At 43.1% G+C, this 19,339-nt stretch carries 17 protein-coding genes and 2 tRNA genes; 10 read left to right on the top strand and 9 right to left on the bottom strand.

Annotation, left to right across the window (positions count from 1 at the left end; translation table 11 throughout):
* Positions 1-154 precede the first annotated feature (154 nt).
* Both maiA and D0T92_RS10165 read left to right on the top strand, forming a co-directional pair.
* The gene (gene maiA, locus D0T92_RS10170; RefSeq protein ID WP_191963642.1) at positions 155-793 is read left to right on the top strand and encodes a maleylacetoacetate isomerase; all 639 of its coding nucleotides are present in this window, start codon (positions 155-157) and stop codon (positions 791-793) included.
* A 126-nt stretch (positions 794-919) separates the two neighbouring features.
* On the top strand, positions 920-1,624 hold the full coding sequence (locus D0T92_RS10165; RefSeq protein ID WP_151052545.1) for a fumarylacetoacetate hydrolase family protein: 705 nt from the start codon (positions 920-922) through the stop codon (positions 1,622-1,624).
* Between the two features lie 123 nt (positions 1,625-1,747).
* Here D0T92_RS10165 and D0T92_RS10160 read toward each other — a convergent pair whose 3' ends face one another.
* Positions 1,748-2,611: an IclR family transcriptional regulator gene (locus tag D0T92_RS10160; RefSeq protein ID WP_151052543.1), complete on the bottom strand. Its 864-nt coding sequence runs from the start codon at positions 2,609-2,611 to the stop codon at positions 1,748-1,750.
* A gap of 247 nt (positions 2,612-2,858) precedes the next feature.
* On the opposite strand from D0T92_RS10160, the gene D0T92_RS10155 reads away from it, so the two are divergent.
* The 4 genes from D0T92_RS10155 (at position 2,859) to D0T92_RS11635 (ending at position 5,188) form a co-directional block, all read left to right on the top strand.
* Positions 2,859-3,164: a TRAP transporter large permease subunit gene (locus tag D0T92_RS10155; RefSeq protein WP_225315109.1), complete on the top strand. Its 306-nt coding sequence runs from the start codon at positions 2,859-2,861 to the stop codon at positions 3,162-3,164.
* A gap of 413 nt (positions 3,165-3,577) precedes the next feature.
* Entirely contained in the window at positions 3,578-4,069 is a 492-nt protein-coding gene (locus D0T92_RS10145) for a CinA family protein (protein ID WP_151052540.1), read from the top strand.
* Between the two features lie 315 nt (positions 4,070-4,384).
* Complete coding sequence (locus D0T92_RS11640; RefSeq protein ID WP_263641686.1) at positions 4,385-4,807, top strand: class I SAM-dependent methyltransferase; 423 nt, start codon at positions 4,385-4,387, stop codon at positions 4,805-4,807.
* Positions 4,808-4,852: 45 nt separating this feature from the next.
* Positions 4,853-5,188, top strand: coding sequence for a hypothetical protein (locus tag D0T92_RS11635; RefSeq protein ID WP_225315108.1), 336 nt, complete (start codon positions 4,853-4,855; stop codon positions 5,186-5,188).
* Positions 5,189-5,308: 120 nt separating this feature from the next.
* Here D0T92_RS11635 and D0T92_RS10135 read toward each other — a convergent pair whose 3' ends face one another.
* Positions 5,309-5,653: a putative periplasmic lipoprotein gene (locus D0T92_RS10135; protein ID WP_151052538.1), complete on the bottom strand. Its 345-nt coding sequence runs from the start codon at positions 5,651-5,653 to the stop codon at positions 5,309-5,311.
* 205 nt (positions 5,654-5,858) lie between these two features.
* Positions 5,859-6,359, bottom strand: a complete 501-nt coding sequence (ftnA, locus tag D0T92_RS10130; RefSeq protein WP_151052536.1) for a non-heme ferritin — start codon at positions 6,357-6,359, stop codon at positions 5,859-5,861.
* A 234-nt stretch (positions 6,360-6,593) separates the two neighbouring features.
* On the opposite strand from ftnA, the gene D0T92_RS10125 reads away from it, so the two are divergent.
* Together D0T92_RS10125 and D0T92_RS10120 are read left to right on the top strand one after the other, a co-directional pair.
* Positions 6,594-8,828 (top strand): DNA internalization-related competence protein ComEC/Rec2, encoded by a 2,235-nt coding sequence (locus tag D0T92_RS10125; RefSeq protein WP_404821650.1) that lies wholly within the window; start codon positions 6,594-6,596, stop codon positions 8,826-8,828.
* A 159-nt stretch (positions 8,829-8,987) separates the two neighbouring features.
* Positions 8,988-10,472: an aldehyde dehydrogenase family protein gene (locus D0T92_RS10120; protein WP_151052532.1), complete on the top strand. Its 1,485-nt coding sequence runs from the start codon at positions 8,988-8,990 to the stop codon at positions 10,470-10,472.
* 113 nt (positions 10,473-10,585) lie between these two features.
* Here the strand turns inward: D0T92_RS10120 and D0T92_RS10115 are convergent, their stop codons facing one another.
* From D0T92_RS10115 to trpE, 4 genes are all read right to left on the bottom strand, one after another.
* A complete protein-coding gene (locus D0T92_RS10115; protein ID WP_151052530.1) occupies positions 10,586-12,196 on the bottom strand; it encodes a glycosyltransferase family 2 protein in 1,611 nt (536 codons plus the stop codon).
* Between the two features lie 229 nt (positions 12,197-12,425).
* A complete protein-coding gene (locus D0T92_RS10110) occupies positions 12,426-13,562 on the bottom strand; it encodes a 5-(carboxyamino)imidazole ribonucleotide synthase (RefSeq protein WP_151052528.1) in 1,137 nt (378 codons plus the stop codon).
* Positions 13,563-13,606: 44 nt separating this feature from the next.
* Positions 13,607-14,446 carry an abortive infection system antitoxin AbiGi family protein gene (locus D0T92_RS10105; RefSeq protein WP_151052526.1) on the bottom strand — a complete coding sequence of 280 codons (840 nt, stop codon included), beginning with the start codon at positions 14,444-14,446 and terminating at the stop codon, positions 13,607-13,609.
* Between the two features lie 77 nt (positions 14,447-14,523).
* Complete coding sequence (gene trpE / locus D0T92_RS10100) at positions 14,524-15,999, bottom strand: anthranilate synthase component I (RefSeq protein ID WP_151052524.1); 1,476 nt, start codon at positions 15,997-15,999, stop codon at positions 14,524-14,526.
* A 324-nt stretch (positions 16,000-16,323) separates the two neighbouring features.
* Here trpE and D0T92_RS10095 point away from each other — a divergent pair, with 324 nt between their 5' ends.
* Positions 16,324-17,091 (top strand): endonuclease/exonuclease/phosphatase family protein, encoded by a 768-nt coding sequence (locus tag D0T92_RS10095; protein WP_151053056.1) that lies wholly within the window; start codon positions 16,324-16,326, stop codon positions 17,089-17,091.
* Between the two features lie 95 nt (positions 17,092-17,186).
* Here D0T92_RS10095 and D0T92_RS10090 read toward each other — a convergent pair.
* Together D0T92_RS10090 and D0T92_RS10085 are read right to left on the bottom strand one after the other, a co-directional pair.
* Positions 17,187-17,261: transfer RNA gene (locus D0T92_RS10090), tRNA-Glu, on the bottom strand.
* Positions 17,262-17,279: 18 nt separating this feature from the next.
* Positions 17,280-17,356, bottom strand: a tRNA-Arg gene (locus tag D0T92_RS10085).
* A gap of 310 nt (positions 17,357-17,666) precedes the next feature.
* Here D0T92_RS10085 and D0T92_RS10080 point away from each other — a divergent pair.
* Positions 17,667-19,334, top strand: a complete 1,668-nt coding sequence (locus tag D0T92_RS10080; RefSeq protein ID WP_151052522.1) for an FMN-binding glutamate synthase family protein — start codon at positions 17,667-17,669, stop codon at positions 19,332-19,334.
* The last annotated feature ends 5 nt before the right edge of the window (positions 19,335-19,339 follow it).

Here is a 19,339-nt window from a genome sequence, read left to right as displayed (position 1 = left end):
GATAAATAGGTATAAAAATATTGACTTGCAATGCAAGAAAATGTCTGTTGGGCAATTATTGATGAGATTAAATGAATAATTGCTTATTCATAAATAGATTAGGCTTGTATATCAATCAGTATATTTTATAGTGATTATTCACAAAGGAATAATAATGAAACTTTATGGTTATTTTCGTAGCGGCACATCACACCGTCTGCGTATTGCCTTGAATTTAAAAGGTTTGGAATATGAATATATTCCGGTTAACTTGTTTAAAGAGCAACATTTGCAACCTGAGTTTAAAGCCATCAATCCTCAAGGGTTAGTACCGGTTTTGGAAGTAGATGGGTTACGTTTATTTCAAAGCCCGGCAATTATAGAGTGGTTGGAAGAAACTTATACGGATACACCGTTATTGCCTGAAGACAGCTTTGGCCGTATGAGGGTGAGGGCATTAAGTGCTTTAGTAGGTTGCGATATCCACCCGATTAACAATCGTCGTATTTTGCAGTATCTGCGCAAAGATTTATCAGTAGATGAAAAAGAAGTACAAGCTTGGTGTCATCGCTGGATTAATGATGGATTTACCGCATTGGAAAAACATTTGGCCGAAGATAAAGAGCGCGGTGATTTCTGTTATGGCAATAAACCGACTTTTGCCGATTGTTATTTGGTGCCCCAAGTTTATTCAGCCCGTCGTTTTAATGTGGATTTAACTCCTTATCCCAATATTGTGGCGGTTGATGAGCATTGCCGCAGCCTGGAAGCTTTTATTAAAGCAGAGCCGGAAAATCAATCGGATGCTTTTTAATTTAAGTTAGTATGCTTTGTAAGTCTTGATTTATTATTCTGAATATAAGCTTTAATTGGTTTTTAGATTAATAAGTTGTTCATATTTATTTGCCTGTTAAGGTAAAAATAGCAAAAGGAATGAAATATGTCATATGTTTTTGAACCTGTAAAAACAGTTGGTTTGAATGTACAGGGTACGGAAGATAAATTCCCCGTACGTCGTGTTTATTGTGTAGGTCGTAACTATGCGGCGCATGCTCGTGAAATGGGTTTCGATCCCGATCGTGAACCGCCGTTTTTCTTTTGCAAACCAAACGACCCGGAATCAGTGATTCCTGTTGAAAAAGACGGTACCGTTGATGTGCCTTATCCGACATTGACTGAAAACTATCACTACGAAGTAGAGTTGGTTGTTGCCATTGGTAAAAATGCTAAAAATATTTCTGTTGAAGAAGCCAAAGATGTGATTTTCGGCTATGCCGTTGGTTTGGATATGACCCGCCGTGATTTGCAAATGAAAATGCGTGAACAAGGACGTCCTTGGGAAATCGGTAAAGCATTTGACTACTCAGCACCTATTGGTGAGTTGGCTCCTATTTCTGCCATTGGCGAATTAAATGAAGGCAATATTGAGTTAACTGTAAATGGTGAAACCAAACAAAAAAGCAATATTACTCATTTGATTTGGAATGTATCAGAGGTGATTTCCCGCTTGTCTGAACTGTTTGAATTAAGAGCCGGTGATTTAATTATGACCGGTACTCCGGAAGGTGTCGGTGCCGTCGTTAAAGGCGATAAGATGGTTGCTACTCTTGACGGTTTGAGCAAAATCACTGTTAATGTTAAATAAAAGCTATTTATAATAAGCTAATTATTTAGCTTTTAAGTTATAAAACCCTTATTGAGCTTATGGCTCAATAAGGGTTTTATTCTGGTAAATGCTATGTTGGTAGTTTTAGGGTTTGTTATTAGGCTATAAAAGACGGTAATGCTGTGCAATAGCAAGCATTTCTTTAAGGATTTTATTTCGTTTACTTGAGGGTAATTGCTCTGCTGTACCAATGGCGGTGACGGCATATATTTGTTGTTGGTGGTCAAGTGTATCTGTGGCGTTTTTTATATCTGATAAGTGTGTCATATCTACCGCTATACTAAAAGCATTAATTCCTGTCATCATATTACCGATAACATAAGAAAAACCTTGTTCCCTAATTTCAGCTAGGGATGATTCAAATTCATGCCAACGTTTTAAAATATCTTCTTTGATTTGTTTGTTTGGCGGTGCAATGCTGTCATTTTCATTAAGCTTGTCTTCATTTGAATTGTCTGAAAATGATTTTAATTCTGCTAATACTAGGGGTTTAATTATGTCTAAAGGCTGGTAGCTCGCTAAGAGTTTTCCTGTAGCAGAGGAGAATAACGGCATTTTGGAACCTATACGGGTATTGATACTAATAAAATTATTAAGATCGACAGATTGAATAATAATAGGCCCTTCATTAAACCATCTGGCTACTTGCACACTACAATTTAAATTGTTTTTTATGTCTGTTGCTATTTTATTAAGTTGGTTTAGTACGCTGGTTTGTTCTAAACCGGCTTGTTGAATAGAGTTAATCCGGTTGCCTACCGTATAGTATCCATTACTTAATTGCTTCACGTAGTTTTTCACCGTCATGCTAACCAGATAACGGTGTATTTTTGCTGCCGGCATTTGCATTGTAAAAGCAATATCTTTTAATTTCATCGGCTCTTTATAGTCAATTAAGATATCTAAAATCGACAATCCGATTTCTACTGACTTTACGCCGTGACGGGTCTTATTTGGTTGAATCATGGTTTACTTGATTAATATTGTATAAGGCATTTTACTGTTACTTATTATTGGAATTGAAGCAGATTGTTTGTTGGTATCATATCAAATTTACGTGATTTTAATGCTTTTTGATTTTAATGGGTGTGTTTACGCCGACTGAAGGTGCCGCCATAGGTGCACTTGCCTCTTGGTTTTATGCTGTTGTGAAAGGAATACGCCTTAAGGGCTTGAAGCAGTCATTAATAGAAACGCTATCTTTGTTTCCCGCTTGTCTTATACCTTATCAGTATGGATTTCGGGTTTGGCTGTTAGCCCTATGATTATTTTGCTGTGCATCCTTCTAGGATTGTTTATGGATGCTTCGGCCATGTTGATGATTACTATTCCTGTGGTCTATCCTGTTGTTTCCTTAGAATTTGATCCGATTTGCTTCGGCATTATTACCGTGCTGACCGTCGAACTTGGATTGATTACGCCGCAGATGGGAATGAATATTTTTGTGATTAAGGTGATTGCACCGCATATTAAGCTTGCCGATATGTTTACGGTAGTAATACTATTTATTATTTTATAATTTATCAGGTTGGCCATATTAATCGCCTTTCCGATTATCTCGCTTGGCTTATTATGAGTTTGATATTTATGATGTTAGTATAATTGAGACAAAAAATCCGTTTGGAATCAGCATGAATACCAAACCGGTTTTTATTGCATAGTATTCGTACAACCATATATTTAGATTGATTTTTTAGAATGGTAGATAAAGATAATAAAGAAGTGTTGTTCGGTGATATTTTCAGTAAATATATCGTTTTGTTAGTGAAAATAATGGATGAATCGCCACGAAGATAAGCAGATAGGATAAAATAGGGTGAATTATAAGCAGTGTTATTTGAGTCACAATTTTAGTGTTTTGGGAATCAAACAGATGATATAGAAGCTACTGTTGGCATTCTTTCCGAGCACTCTATATGGAAGCTTTATATTATGGATAATATTCTAGCCGATCTCACCGGGCTGCTTGTCGAATATGGCCAAACCGTTTCTTGTGCCGAATCTTGCACCGGAGGATTGTTATCAGGAGCACTTACCAGTTTACCGGGCAGCTCCGCATGGTTTCAAGCAGGGTTGGTAACGTATAGTAATGAAGCCAAACAGAATATTTTGGGTGTGAAAAAAAATACCTTGGAATTTTATGGTGCCGTTAGTGAAGAAACGGTGCGTGAAATGGCACTTGGTGCATTGCTGATCACCAAAACGGATTATGCTTTGAGTATTTCCGGTATTGCCGGTCCAACCGGTGGTAGTGAGGAAAAACCTGTGGGGACGGTATGGTTCGGATTGGCAACCAAGCAGCGTATTTGGGCCAAGACCGCGCTATTTGAAGGCGATCGTGATGAAGTACGCCGCCAGGCCGTAGAGTTTGCTTTAACATTTTTATATGAAAAAATCATTGAGAAAAATAAACAGCCAAAGTAACGGGAAGCTGAGTTTTTCTTGATAGCGCCCAAGATGGGATTGTGTAGTGATCAATGAAAAGAGGCCGTCTGAAAAAAATTTCAGACGGCCTCTTTTCATATTACTTTACCGAGTTAAATCACTAATGTACGGTATTGTTTCGGATGTGGGTAGATAGGATAAAATAATAAGCAGTGCGTATTTACTAATAGAATAATGATATATAAACTTTTGTTTTATATTTTAAAATATAAAATATGTTGATTATTGATATGATATTATTAAATGGGATAATCAATTATTATTGGTCGAATAGCGACAGACAGGCGGTTGAATATGAATAATACAAATATAAATAACACCGATAAACCAGTATCTGGTTACAAAACCCATAATGATCTGATAGATAAGCAATTTAGCTCGCAGGCAAATTTATATTTGCAAAGCAGTGTACATGCTTCAGGCCAAGAATTTGCATTAATGGCGCAACAAGTACAACAGTTGCAGCAACCTACTGTATTAGATTTGGGATGTGGAGCCGGGCATGTTAGCTTTAATGTGGCGCCGTGGGCTCATAAAGTGATTGCTTATGATTTATCAAAAGATATGCTGAACCTTGTAGCGAAAACGGCGAAAGAAAGAGGGCTGGATAATATTGAGATAGAACAAGGAATAGCTGAGTTATTACCTTTTGCCGATGATAGCTTTGATATGGTTATCAGTCGTTTTTCAGCGCACCATTGGCAAGATGTGCTCTAAGCTTTAAAAGAAGTTCGGCGGGTTTGTAAGCCAGATGCCAAAGTGATGATGGTAGATGTTATCTCACCCGCCAATCCACTTTATGACAGCTTTTTACAAACCATAGAAATCCTTCGGGATACCAGTCATGTGCGGGACTATTCCGCTTCTCAATGGCAAACTATGTTGGGATATGCAGGGTTACAGGTTCAGAGTATGCAAACGCATAAGTTGCCGTTAGATTTTGCTTCTTGGATAACGAGAATGCGTACCCCTGAGCATTTTGTTGCCAGTATCAGGGCATTGCAACAAGGTAGTAGCCAAGATTTAAAAAACTATTTTGATATTCAAGAAGATGGCTCATTTACATTAGATGTTGTTACCTTAATCGCATCGGTATAAAAAGGTTATCAACAAGCATTGGATGAATACATGGGAGTAAGGCCGTCTGAAAAAGTTTTCAGACGGCCTTATTATCAAATAAATGTGGAAAGTAGATTGTATTCAAACCGATTAGGCAGCTTATTCTACTTCACGATAGACTGTAGTTGAGCCTTTACGTTTTAAAGTGGCGCGGCTATCTTGTATATGCCAGCGTGTGGTGGCATTGCCATATTCTACGCCTTGTGCCCATGATTGGATTTGCTGTAGTGTTTCAACCGTATTACCTTGGCGCAGCTCTACGGTAAGCGGGCTGTTACTGTTGTTATAAACCGCAGTCAGGCGTTTGTTTTTTCCTGCTTGATAATGGATAGTTTGTGTTTGTGCTTCAGCCACTAAAGGAGTGGGGGCATTGGGGCGTACAGCTTTTTGAGAACCGCAAGCAGCACAAAGTAAGACAGGGAATAAAATAAAGTAACGCATCATTTATTTGAATTGTGGGAAATAGATAATGAGCAGATTATAACAAATTCATGATACCGCTTGGTTATTCTAATAGATTTTCAGAATAACAAGATACAGGGTTCTAATCAAATGGATATAAACCATACTTTTACTGGTTTATTCGGATGTGAATGTTATTTAATGCAGGCTGATAATTTTTAGTTATCAGCCTGTGAATAATAAAGTTTTAGGCAGCAGGTGGGATTAATGCCGATAAGTCTTTATCAACATAATACAGCCCTTTGCCGTCGTCACCGACTAAATTGAGCTTGTCTAAAATAGATTTGAATAAACGCTCTTCTTCATGTTGTTCGGCTACATACCATTGCAAGAAATTAAATGATGAAAAATCTTTTTCGGCAAATGTGGCTTCAACCAATTCATTGATTTTTTGCGTAATCATTTTTTCATGTGCGTATACAGTCTCAAAAACATCTTTTAAGCCGTTATAGTCTGCTCTAGGGGCATCAATTGTGCCGATTTTAGGCGTAGCACCGGTTTCGCTCAAATAATCGAAAAGCCGTTGCATATGCTGCATTTCTTCGGCGGCATGTGCTTTTAAGAATGCGGCAGTGCCTTCAAAACCGTGGCTGTCTGCCCATGCGGACATTTGCAGGTAAACGTTGGATGAATAAAACTCAAGATTCATTTGATCGTTTAGATGAGTGATGATTTTTGTAGAAAGCATAATACAGCTCCTTTGTTATCTATAGTTGTTAGAAAAATAGTACGGGCATTGTAATTATCCTGTTTTTATCACTGATGCAGGTATACCGAAAAAGTTCGGCAGATTGCGTTTTTTCTTTTCTATCCTAAATATATCTATCATAACAGGGTGTTTGGCTTTTGGAATATATACGGATGACGTTCTGCTTATATTGCTTTATGATAACTGTGTTTATTATTAAAAAGAATTTTATTGATGCGGGGATTCGGGTTGCCGCTATGGGTGGCAGGTGTGGCGGTGTCGTTTGCATTGCCTGTTGTGCCGCCGTGGGCATGGTCTATTGTACTGTGGTTGGTTCTATTAGCGGCGGCATGGCGGTTTCGTGCGGCAGGGTGGGCTTGGGTGTGTCTTTCGGGCATGTTGTATGGCATCGGGCATACGCAATGGCAGTTGGCTAAACAGTGGCCGCTGTCTGAGGAAGTGGTTTCCGTACCGTTGACCGTTCAAGTCATCGACTTGTCTCAGGCTGATAGGCGGCGGGTACGTTTTGTTGCCGATGCGGTTGATGAATCCGGCAAACATTATCGTTTGCGCTTGTCGGACTATCATTTACGGGATTGGCCGGCAGGTAGCCGGTGGCAAGTTTCTGCCAGAGTGCGTGCGCCTGTCGGCGAAGTTAATTTGCGCGGATTAAATCGTGAGGCATGGGCATTGGCATCCGGTTTCGATGGCTGGGGTACGGTTGGCAAGGAGCGGAAACAGTTGTCGGGTCGCGCAGGCGGACTGTTAGCGGTTCGGGAAGCCATCAGTTTGAATTGGCAGCAAGCCGATATGCGCGACCATGATTTTTCAGACGGCCTGTCATTAATGCGGGCATTGAGTTTGGGTGAAAAATCGGCTTTAAGAGCAGATATTTGGCAAACCTTTCGGCCATTGGGTTTAAATCATCTGGTGAGTATTTCGGGCCTGCATGTGGGCATGGTGGCTTTATTGGCGGGCTGGTTGATGAAACAAATATTACGCCTATGGCCGTTTGTGCCGAAAATACCGCGTTTATGGATATTGGCCGCAGGGCTAACGGCGGCTTTGTTGTATGCGGGTTTGGCGGGTTTTTCCGTGCCGACGCAACGTAGCGTTTTGATGTTGTCTGCATTGGCATGGGCTTGGTGGTGCGGTAACGGTGTGGCGGCGTGGCGCGGTTGGTGGCAGGCATTGGCGCTGGTGTTGCTGTTTGACCCGCAGGCGGTACTGAGTGCAGGGCTATGGTTGTCTTTCGGCTTGGTGGGGGCGTTGTTGTGGGTATCGTCAGGCCGTCTGAAAACAGATAAGGGGTGGCGGCAGGTATTACGCGCCCAGTGGGCAGTTTCGGTACTTTCAGCGGTGGCTTTGGGCAGTATATTTGCTTCGCTGCCGCTGATTAGCCCGTTGGTCAATATGGTGGCGGTGCCGTGGTTTTCGTGGGTGTTGGTGCCGCTGGCTTTATTGGCTTCTTTAGTACCGCTTCCGGCATTACAGTGGCTGGCGGCGGGTGCGGGCGAATATACATTGCGTGCGCTGGCGTATATGGCGCAAGGTGCGCCGGAATATGCGGTTGCCGCGGCGCCGCCTTATCTGCTTTTGTTGGCCGTGGTTTCGGCATGGCTGTTGTTATTGCCGCGCGGCAGCGGTTGGAAACCTTTTGCCTGTTTGGTGTTGTTGGGGTTTGTGGTATATCGTCCGCCGGAAGTCGCCCAAGGCCGTCTGAAAATTACCGTTTGGGATGCGGGGCAGGGTTTGTCGGTATGGATGCAGACGCACCGGCATCATCTTTTGTTTGACACGGGTACGGAGCCGACGGCGGTGATGAATATTCTGCCCAGTCTGAATGCGGCGGGGGTGCGGCATTTGGATATGTTGGTATTGTCGCATCATGATGCCGATCACGACGGTGGATTCCGACAAGTCAATCAAGCGAAAAAGCCGCAACTGATCATGGCCGGCCAGCCTGAGTTTTATAACGGGGCTTCGTTGTGTGAAGAACGTTATTGGTTTTGGGACGGCGTGTATTTTGAATTTTTAAGGCCGTCTGAAACCTTGGCGCGTGAAGATAATGATAAAAGTTGCGTCTTGCGGGTGTTGGCCGCAGGGCAGTCGTTATTGGTTACGGGCGATTTAAGAAAAAGCGGCGAATCGGCATTGGTTAATGAATTTGGTGAAAAGTTGTATAGCCAAGTACTGATTTTGGGGCATCACGGTAGTGGGTCGTCTTCAAGCGGACGCTTTTTGAATACGGTTTCGCCACGTTATGCGGTGGCGTCCAGCGGTTATGCCAATGCTTATAAACATCCGGCAAAGGCGGTTAGACGGCGTTTGCGGGCGCACGGCATCACATTATTGCGTACCGATTTATCCGGTGCTTTGGTATTCGAATTAGGTAATGAAGAGCAAGATGTTTTTATAGGCCGTCTGAAAGATATAAAACCATACTGGCAGAAGAAACCGTTTAATTAAAAATGAGTGTAATCAAATGCTATTGGCATTAATATCTAGTGATAAAAAAAAGCATAATTTTACAATACTCTCGGCCGGATATGCTTGAAACATCAGTTGAAAGCTACTATGCTAAAGTCAAGCTTACGAGCTTATAACTATAAACTTAGGAGAATGACAATGGCTAAAAATTTAAATGTATTTGATAAAGAATATGGTTTGCTGATTAATGGCGAATGGACCAAAGGCAGCAAAGGCGAAATGCGTACGTCTTACAATCCGGCTAATAATGAGGAGTTGGCCAAATTTGTCGAGGCTACGAATGAAGATGTGGATGCTGCTGTTGAAGCCGCACAGAAAGCTTTTAAAACATGGGGTAAAACGACCGTTACAGAACGTGCAGCCATTCTCAATAAAATTGCCGATGTGATTGATGAGAATGCCGAGTTGTTTGCGTTGCAGGAAACACTGGATAACGGTAAACCGATTCGTGAAACCCGTGCCGCAGATATTCCGTTGGCTTCCGATCATTTCCGTTATTTTGCCGGTGTTATCCGTGGAGAAGAGGGTACATGCAATCAGTTGGATGGAGAAGATTTATCCCTCGTATTGCGTGAACCGATTGGCGTGGTCGGTCAGATTATTCCGTGGAACTTCCCATTCCTGATGGCTGCATGGAAAATCGCCCCTGCGTTGGCGGCTGGTTGTACCATTGTGATTCACCCTTCTAGCAGCACTTCATTGAGTTTGTTGTCGTTGGCTCAAAAAATCAATCATCTGCTACCCAAAGGCGTATTCAATATTATTACCGGTAGTGGTTCCAAATCAGGTGAATATATGCTGCACCATAAAGGCTTTAATAAATTAGCCTTTACCGGTTCGACTGCGGTCGGTCGTCGTGTCGGTATTGCGGCAGCGGAAATGTTGATTCCGTCTACTTTGGAATTGGGCGGTAAGTCTGCCAATATTTTCTTTGACGATATGCCTTTTGATAAAGCTTTAGAAGGTGCACAAAAAGGTATTTTGTTTAACCAAGGCCAAGTGTGCTGTGCCGGTTCACGGATTTTCGTTCAAGAAGGTATCTACGATAAATTTGTTGCAGCCTTGGCAGAAGAGTTTAAAAAAGTGAAAGTCGGCCTGCCTTGGGAAGACGATACTCAAATGGGTGCTCAGGTTAATGTCGGCCAACTGGAAACTATTCTGAAATATGTGAAAATCGGTGAGCAAGAAGGTGGCCGTATTATTACCGGCGGTAAGAAAATTGAAAGTGGCGATTTGGGTAAAGGCGAGTTCGTTGAGCCGACTCTGATTGAAGCTAAAGGTAATGATGCCCGTATTTCTCAAGAAGAAATCTTCGGCCCTGTGGCAACCGTGATTAAATTCAAAACCGAAGAAGAAGTGGTGAAAATGGCCAATGATTCCGAATACGGCTTAGGCGGTGCAGTTTGGAGTAAAGACATTAACCGTTGCCTGCGTGTTTCACATGCATTGGAAACCGGTCGTGTTTGGGTGAACTGTTATAACCGTCTGCCTGCCGGCGCACCATTCGGCGGTTACAAAACATCCGGTATCGGTCGTGAAACCCATAAAATGATATTGAATGCTTATACTCAAGTGAAAAATATCTATATCAGTACCCGTGAAGAGCGCGAGGGTCTGTATTAATTAAACTATTTGGTTTCAAACCATTGCGCTTAATCAAGGCCGTCTGAAAATGTTTTCAGACGGCCTTTGGTTTTTATTCATGATTTAAAACGTGTTATCCCGTTTTTTAATATTTAGGGGATCGTTTGGGTTTCATTATCCGAGTCGTCAGGTTTATCGGGTTGTGCTAAAAATTCATCCACACCATGTTCGCAGCGGATTTTCTTTTCTTCCAAAGTGGCTTTTAATAAAGCATCATTGGTCGGCAAGGCAGCCCTATCGGCTTCGTTATGCCATAAATGATAGGCAATGCCGGCAAATTTGAGATTATGCCGTTTCATACCGTTATGGTAGCAACGTGCAATAAATTCACTGTCTTCACGCCCCCAGCCGACAAATTCATTATTAAAGCCGTTAACCGCCAGTGCGTCGTCACGGAAAAAACCCATATTACAGCTTTTAACGCCTTTATGTTTTTGATTGCCGCGTTTGCCGATAAATTTGGCCAGCTTGGGCATTCTGAGAGCGGCCAAACGTTTTTCAATGCCGTTGGCGGTAAAGGAAAGATTGGGCAATAGTAGCTCACGGTCACTCAGAATATCTTGGGTACGTTCTTGCATGATTAATACGCGCGAACCTTGAATCAGACGGCCTTTCCGGGCAATGGCGATATGGTCGGCAATAAAAGACGGATCCAATATCATATCCCCATCGATAATAATCAAATAATCGGAAGAGGCCGCCGCAATGGCACGATTGCGGGATTGAGCGGCACGAAAACCTTTGTCTTGTTGCCAAGTATGCTTAACCGGAACCGGGCTGACTTGGGCGAATTTGCCTATCACTTCGGTGGTTCTGCGGTCGGAGCCATCGTCGGCAATAATAATTTCTTGAGGCAGGCGGGTTTGTGCCAAAGCGGATTTCAGCACCAAAGCTAATGCGTCGGGGCGGTTGTAGGTAGTGATAATCAGCGCAACACTGACATTGCGGTTGTGTTCGTAGAGCTTAACGTATTTATAATAAGAGCCTTGTGCATTGGTTGCCGAAATAATCAAGCCGTCTGCACCATATAAGAAGCCGCGTTTTAAAATATAGTTTTTAAAAAAAGCAGTCATACCATGCAGCAAGCCTTTGAATGGGGTAGCTGTTTTTTTATAGCGGTTTTCTACCGCATATAAGGTTGTGTAATGCTGCATCTTTTGAATCAGGCCTTCGGCATTTTCATAAGAGTAATGCTTTAAATGGCCTTTTAACTTGCGCACAATCAGATTGGATGGTATTTGAAGGCTTTCATGTACTTGTCGGTCGGAAAATTCTGTGTAGTTGCGGTGATAAAGCCGGGGTAGAATATCGGGATACCACGTACACCCTTTAATCAGGCGGCCGTTGTAATGGTTTAGGCGCGAAAGGCTGTAAACGGTTTGCGGGTCGTTATGCGCAACCGCCTCCCGAATGCTTTCGATTAACTCGGCATCGGGCACTTCGTCGCTGTCGATACTGAAAATCCAATGATGTTTGGCCAGAGAAGCGGCCAAATTTTTCATGGGGCCGAAACCGGTAAACTCATGTGTGTGTATACGTACGTTTTCAAATTGTTGCGCGATTTCAAAGGTGCGGTCGGTTGAGCCGTTATCGAGTAGCAGCACTTCGTCGAATGCTGACAAAGCGGCCAATACTTCGGGCAGATAGCGTTCGGAGTTTTTCACCAGCATAGCGGCACTGGCAGGGATTTTATTTGCATGCATAGGTTATCGGAGGCCGTCTGAAAAGTAGGGTTGTGGAAATGGATAAAATCGGCTTAAGTCGGTTAAGACATTCAGACGGCCTTAAGTTTCCAACATTTTGGCAGGTTTTGCAAAAAAATCAGGCCGTCTGAAAATAAGTGAATATTTCAGACGGCCTAAATAGAGTGCATTATGGTTTTTATAGATAATAAAAACAAACCTTACCGGCATTTATGTCACTGAAACGGCATCATAATTTTGCATGCAGTGATTGGGCTTTTTCAAAGGCCGTGCCGGCATCTTGGTCTAAAACCGTGAAATGCCCCATTTTGCGGCCTCTACTGGCTGATTTTTTACCATAAAGGTGCAGATAGGCATGTAGGTCGGTTTGTATTGGCAGCCAATCCGGCTCGCCGTTGTCTTTCCACACATCGCCTAAAATATTGGCCATGCAGCAGGAAGACAATAAGCGGGTGTCGGCAGGCGGCAGGCCGCACATAATACGGACTTGTTGCTGGAATTGGTCGGTTGTGCAGGCGTTTAAGGTGTGATGGCCGGAGTTGTGCGGGCGGGGTGCCATTTCGTTCACGATTAAGCTATGGGTATCGCCGACCACAAACATTTCAACCGCCAACACGCCGACATAATCCAACTCATCGGCCAAGCGCCGCGCCATATCTTGCGCCTGCTGTTGCACATCGGCACTCAAACGGGCGGGTACGATGGAATAGGCCAGTATGCCGTCTTCGTGGATATTTTCGGCAGGGTCGAAAGTTTGTTCGTTATCACTGTTTAAACGGCAGACAATTACGGAAATTTCACTACGCAAATCCACCATCTTTTCCAAGATGCAGTCCACGCGGTTTAACGTTTCAAAGGCCGCTTTTAGTTCGTCCAATGTTTTTACGCGGACCTGACCTTTGCCGTCATAGCCCAAGGTGGCGGTTTTTAAAATGCCGGGTAGGAGTTCCGCACTGGCTTCGGTAATGTCGTCAAGAGAACAAACTGCCTGATAAGGCGCCGTTTCCAAACCGGCTTTTTGAATCCATGCTTTTTCCTGAATACGGTTTTGGGCAATGGATACCGAATCGCCGCGCGGCGAAACAACGGTATGGTCGGCCAAAAAATGCAGGGCATCGGCGCTAACGTTTTCAAATTCGGTGGTTACGGCGGCGCATTCGGCCAATTCGGTCAAAGCGGCTTTATCATCGAATGGTGCGCACAAGTGGCGGTCGGCAAATGCGGCGGCCGGCGCATCAGGATTGGGATCGAGTACGGTCACTTGATAGCCCATGGTTTTGGCGGCAACGACAAACATACGGCCTAGTTGGCCGCCGCCAAGCACGCCGAGCATAGCAGGAGGGAGGATAGGTTGGGATGTGTTCATAGTAGGTTATTTATAAAAATTAATGAATCAGGTTATATTATCTATTAAATATCTTTTGTTATGGTTTCCAGTGAAATTACTTTTGATGAAAGTAAATGTATTTCATCTTTTTCGTATTTTTTATCATTAAAAATTTCATGAATTTTTTTGATAACATTAGGGATTTCTTTGTCACTAGGAACGAAAATATATTTAACATCATTTGGTTGGAAAGCTAATGATGCATATTTTTTAGTTAATGCGTTTTCTTCTTCAAGACTTTTTTCTATAAGTGGAAGGTTGGGTATAAAGCTCTCAAATTTTGGTTTTTGAAGTGGCGGTATATACCTCCACTCACACTCTTCATCAAAGTTTTTTTTGAAAGTCTGGCCTGATTTTTTCATTTCACCTTTCAAAGGCTTAATGAAAGGTAATAAATTCAATAATGGCATTATAGATTCTTGTTCATTGATGATTTTCAATGGTACTGAATATATATTATGAAAATCTAAGAGGTATTTGCGAATATTATTAGGTATAGAGCTGTCTCTGGAGACGTAAAATATTGGGTTTAAACCATTTTTAATTCCCCATTCTTTAGTCATTCCTAAGCCAAATTTTCCATATAAATCTGTATGGGATGTAATTTGAGTTAAAGGAATATCACAAAAACAAGTCATAGGATAAGCGATAGAAGAAATAGTTTTTTCAGTAAAACCTTTAACAAGCTTTATAAGAAATCCTTCATCGTTATTTGTATTGGATAGTTCTTGTAGAAACTCTTCATTAAAAATCCATCTAATATCTTCATAACAATATCTCGGACAAAAGCCATTTTCTAAAAGATCAAACAAATATTCTTCTTTGGGTGTGAAATGAAATAATGTATTAGATTTAATAGCCATAAGTGTTAAAGTTAAAAAGTATTGTTATTTGAGTTTTGATTCGGTAAATATTTTAAGAGGAAAAATGTTCAGACGGCCTATTTATCCAGCCCGCTCTGAACCATTTCTGCCGCCCGCAAGACCGCACGGGCTTTGTTTTGGGTTTCCTGCCATTCGGCTTCTTCGTCTGAATCGGCCACAATTCCGCCACCGCTTTGCACATACAGGGTTTGATCTTTAATCACGGCAGTGCGGATGGCGATGGCCAAGTCCATATCGTTATTAAAGCTCCAGCAGCCGACGGCGCCGCCGTAGATGCAGCGTTTAACAGGCTCAAGCTCTTCGATGATTTCTAATGCCCGTACTTTGGGCGCGCCGGATAGGGTGCCGGCGGGGAAGGTGGCGGCGAGTACGGCCATATTGTCGGTGTCGGGTTTCAGACGGCCTTCGACATTGGAAACAATGTGCATCACATGCGAATAGCGTTCGACCACCATTTTTTCGGTTACTTTAACTTGTGCGGTTTCGCTGACTCTGCCGACGTCGTTGCGGCCCAAATCAATCAGCATCACATGTTCGGCGATTTCTTTGGTGTCGTTCAATAAATCTTGTTCGTTGGCCAAATCTTCGGTCGGTGTTTTGCCACGCAGACGGGTGCCAGCAATGGGGCGGACGATAATATTGTCGCGTTCGCGGCGCACGAGGATTTCGGGGGACGAACCGACCACATGAAAATCGCCGAAATCGTAATAAAACATATAGGGCGAGGGGTTGAGTGTACGCAGGGCGCGGTAGAGGCTGAGCGGATGGTCGCTGAACTTCTGTTTCATGCGCTGGCTGGGAACAACCTGCATACAGTCGCCGTCAAGAATGTATTGGCGGATTTTGCGTACATATTCTTTATAGCGCGCTTCGCCGGTTTCGTGTTCCGGTTCGGTTTTCGGGCTGCCGAGCGATAACGGAATGGCGCAGCTTTGGCGCAACAGGGTACGCAAATCTTCCAAGCGGTTGCGTGCCTGTTCGTAGCCGTCTGAAAGGCTTGGGTCGGCATAAACAATCAGGTAGATTTTGCCGCTGAGGTTGTCGACCACGGCCAATTCTTGCGACAGCATCAGCAGGATATCGGGGGTGCCGATGGTGTCGGGTTTGTTGCTATTGCGGAAACGGTGGGCGAAATGCTCGAAATGGTAAATGGTTTCATAGCCGAAATAGCCGACCAAACCGCCGGTAAAGCGGGGCAGATTGGGAATTTCCGGTGTTTTGAAGCGTTCGTGGAAGGCTTCGATAAAATGTAGCGGATTGCCTTCGTATTGTTCGGTTAGGTTGCCGTCTTGATATACGCTGACTTTTTTGCCTTCTGCTTTCAAATAGGTTTTGCAGGGTAGGCCGATAAAAGAATAACGCCCGAAACGTTCGCCGCCGACAACGGATTCCAGCAGATAGGTAAACGGTTGGTTGGCGAGTTTGAGATAAAGCGACAGCGGGGTGTCCAAGTCGGCCAGCAGCTCTTGAACAAGCGGAATGCGGTTATAACCCGCTTTTGCTTGGGCTTGGTATTCTTGTTTGGTAATCATGTTTCAGACGGCCTGAAAATGGTATGGAAAAATAGGGGCTGAGTATAGCATTTTTACAGGGTCAGATATAGCGTGGCTATGGTTTGATTTGACAAGGAACCGCCGCCGTAGGGTTTTGTTTTTGTTTGGGTTGGCTATATTGATAATATTTAGTGTTGTGATTTTGCTTCACTTTGGTATAGGGCAATCGGATAAGCCGTATTAAGCGGTATGTTGATGTATTTAAAATACTTTATCGTATTGCTTGAAAATGTAAAACCATGTTTTTCAGACGGCCTGATGTTATATAATAAATCAGATAATAAAACCAAAATCGGACACATTATGACACCAGTTCCTGTTACCGTTACCTCTTACAATATGCATAAAGGCATGTCTGCCTTAAACCGTAAAGTACAGGTCGGCAGCATGGCGGAAGCGCTACACAGCTTGAAATCAGATATCCTGCTTTTGCAGGAAGTGCAGGGCGAGCACCGTATCCGCCATAACCGACTCCCCGATTTCCCACATAGACCGCATTACGATATTCTCGGTGAGCATTTATCGTTTAACAGCAGTTACGGTAAAAATGCCGTCTATCCGGAACGACACCACGGCAATGCAATTCTCAGCCATATGCCTATCGATACCCGCCATAATTTGAATATTACTGTAAACAAACTCGAGCAACGCGGCGTATTACATTGCGAATTCCAACCCGAAAATTGGGAGCTTCCGCTGGTGTGTTTGTGTGCCCATTTGAATTTACGCGAACTTGACCGCATCAAGCAATATCAGGCGATTTACGAATATGTCGATCAATATGTCGATCCGGACAGTCCGTTGATTATTGCCGGCGATTTTAACGATTGGCGCTATAAATCTTCGCATTCGCTGGGCAAGGCTTTAGACCTGCAAGAAGCATTTGTCGATGCGGCGGGCAAACGTCCGAAAACATTTCCTGCCCGTTTGCCGGTATTAAGCCTCGACCGTATTTATACGCGTAATCTGGAAGTGTTGGACGCCCGTATCCATAAAGAAAAACAGTGGCAAAAACTTTCCGACCATCTGCCTTTGAGCGTGAAAGTTTTACCACGGATTAAACAGCCGTAAAGATTGTTGTTAGGTTATATATTGATAATCTTGAATAAGTATTTAAAACAAAAAAACTCAAGCCTCTTGTTGTAATAACAAGAGGCTTGAAAAATTGGCACGCCCACGGGGAATCGAACCCCGGTTACCGCCGTGAAAGGGCGATGTCCTAACCGCTAGACGATGGGCGCGGATATAATTTAAATTGTTGGCGCACCCGGAGCGATTCGAACGCCCGACCCTCTGGTTCGTAGCCAGATACTCTATCCAACTGAGCTACGGGTGCGTATCTCACCGCTTTAGTTAGTGCTGTGAATTTAGGGGATGGATAATATTAAAATACGCTATGTTTGTCTATGGGGTTTTTTTTAAAATTTTTTATGTGAATGAATTTTAATGAAATTAAATTAAAATATATGGTGCTCAAAGTTAACACGAACATAGTGTATAAGCAGATAATCGGCATATAATATGATATGCTTAACAGTTCGGCTTCGTGAATTGGTAATTTAGAAAAATAAAAATAGATAAACGAATGCTTTGATTAGATTAGTGGATTTATCTCATTGATAAAGCAAAATAAATTGAGGAATATTATGCCTAAACCTTCCAATACCCGTTCTGCTAATTACGGTTTTCTTATTATGCCGCGTTATGGTTTGATGTGGCTGTTTGTTGTTTTAAGTATATTAAGCTTATTTCTCCAATATTGGGGGCTATTGGCTATATCATTGGCTTTTACAGCGCTCGGTATTCATGATCTTACCCAAAAACGCCATGCTATTTTGCGTAATTATCCGATTGGCGGGCATATACGTTTTCTGTTGGAAAATTTCCGCCCTGAAATCCGGCAGTATTTTTTAGAAGATGATCAGGAGAAAGTGCCGTTTTCGCGTCAGCAACGGTCGCTGGTGTATCAACGGGCTAAAAATTTGGATAGCACCAATGCATTTGGCAGCTTAAATGATTTAAACCAAACCGGCAGCGAATGGTTTTTACATTCAGGCAACAGCCGCAAAATCAGCGATTATGATTTCCGTGTACGTGTGGGTAATGAGCGTTGTTTGAAGCCTTATGATTTATCGCTGTTTAATGTGTCGGCAATGAGCTTCGGCGCGCTTTCTGCTGCGGCAATAGAATCTTTGAATAAGGGCGCCCAAATGGGTGGATTTGCCCATGATACGGGAGAGGGTAGTATCAGCCCTTATCATAAAAAACACGGTGGTGATTTGATTTGGGAAATCGGCACAGGTTATTTCGGTTGCCGTGATGAAGAAGGCCGTTTTAATCCTGAGGCTTTTGCTAAACGTGCGGCAAGTGATCAAGTCAAAATGATTGAAATTAAATTATCGCAAGGAGCTAAGCCGGGTAAAGGCGGCGTATTGCCGGCCTCTAAAATTAGCCCGGAAATTGCGGAAACCCGTGATATTCCTATGGGTGTAGACTGCATTTCACCAGCCGTTCATTCATCGTTTTCAACACCACGCGGATTGGTTCAATTTTGGCAACAGTTGCGTGAGTTGTCCGGCGGTAAACCCGTTGGGTTTAAGTTGTGTATCGGTATGCCTTGGGAGTTTATGGCAATTGTGAAAGCCATGATGGAAGAAGACAATTATCCGGATTTTATTGTGGTTGACGGTGCTGAAGGCGGCACGGGGGCTGCGCCGGTAGAATTTATGGACTCCATCGGTATGCCGTTGGTGGATGCTTTGATTTTTGTGCAGAATACTTTAGTGGGTGCCGGCATCCGCGATAAAATCAAACTTGGTGTAAGCGGTAAGCTGATTAGCGGTTTTGATATTGCCAAAATGATGAGTTTGGGTGCGGATTGGTGTAATAGTGCACGTGGTTTTATGTTTGCTGTCGGCTGTATCCAGTCCCGTTCTTGCCATACCAATAAATGTCCGACAGGTGTGGCAACACAAGATATTTCCAGACAGAAAGCCTTAAATGTACCTGATAAGTCGATGCGGGTAAAAAACTTCCACGCCAATACGCTTAAGGCTTTGGCTGATATTACGGGTAGTGCCGGATTATCGCATCCCTCACAATTAAAGCCGCATCATATTGTACGCCGCCAGCCTGATGGTTGGATTAAACTGCTTTCCGAGCATTATCAATTTATTGAACCGGGTACGTTGCTTTCAGGAGATTGCGGCCGTAAGATTTTGGATGATATGTGGAAGTTGGCAGATCCTGATAGTTTTCAGGCTATGGATATTGCTGATGAAATTATTTATGCGGGAAGACAGCGTGTTGGCTGATAGTG

Source organism: Neisseria zalophi (assembly GCF_008807015.1).
Taxonomy (GTDB): Bacteria; Pseudomonadota; Gammaproteobacteria; order Burkholderiales; family Neisseriaceae; genus Neisseria; species Neisseria zalophi.
This window is presented reverse-complemented; position numbering and strand designations above follow the sequence as displayed.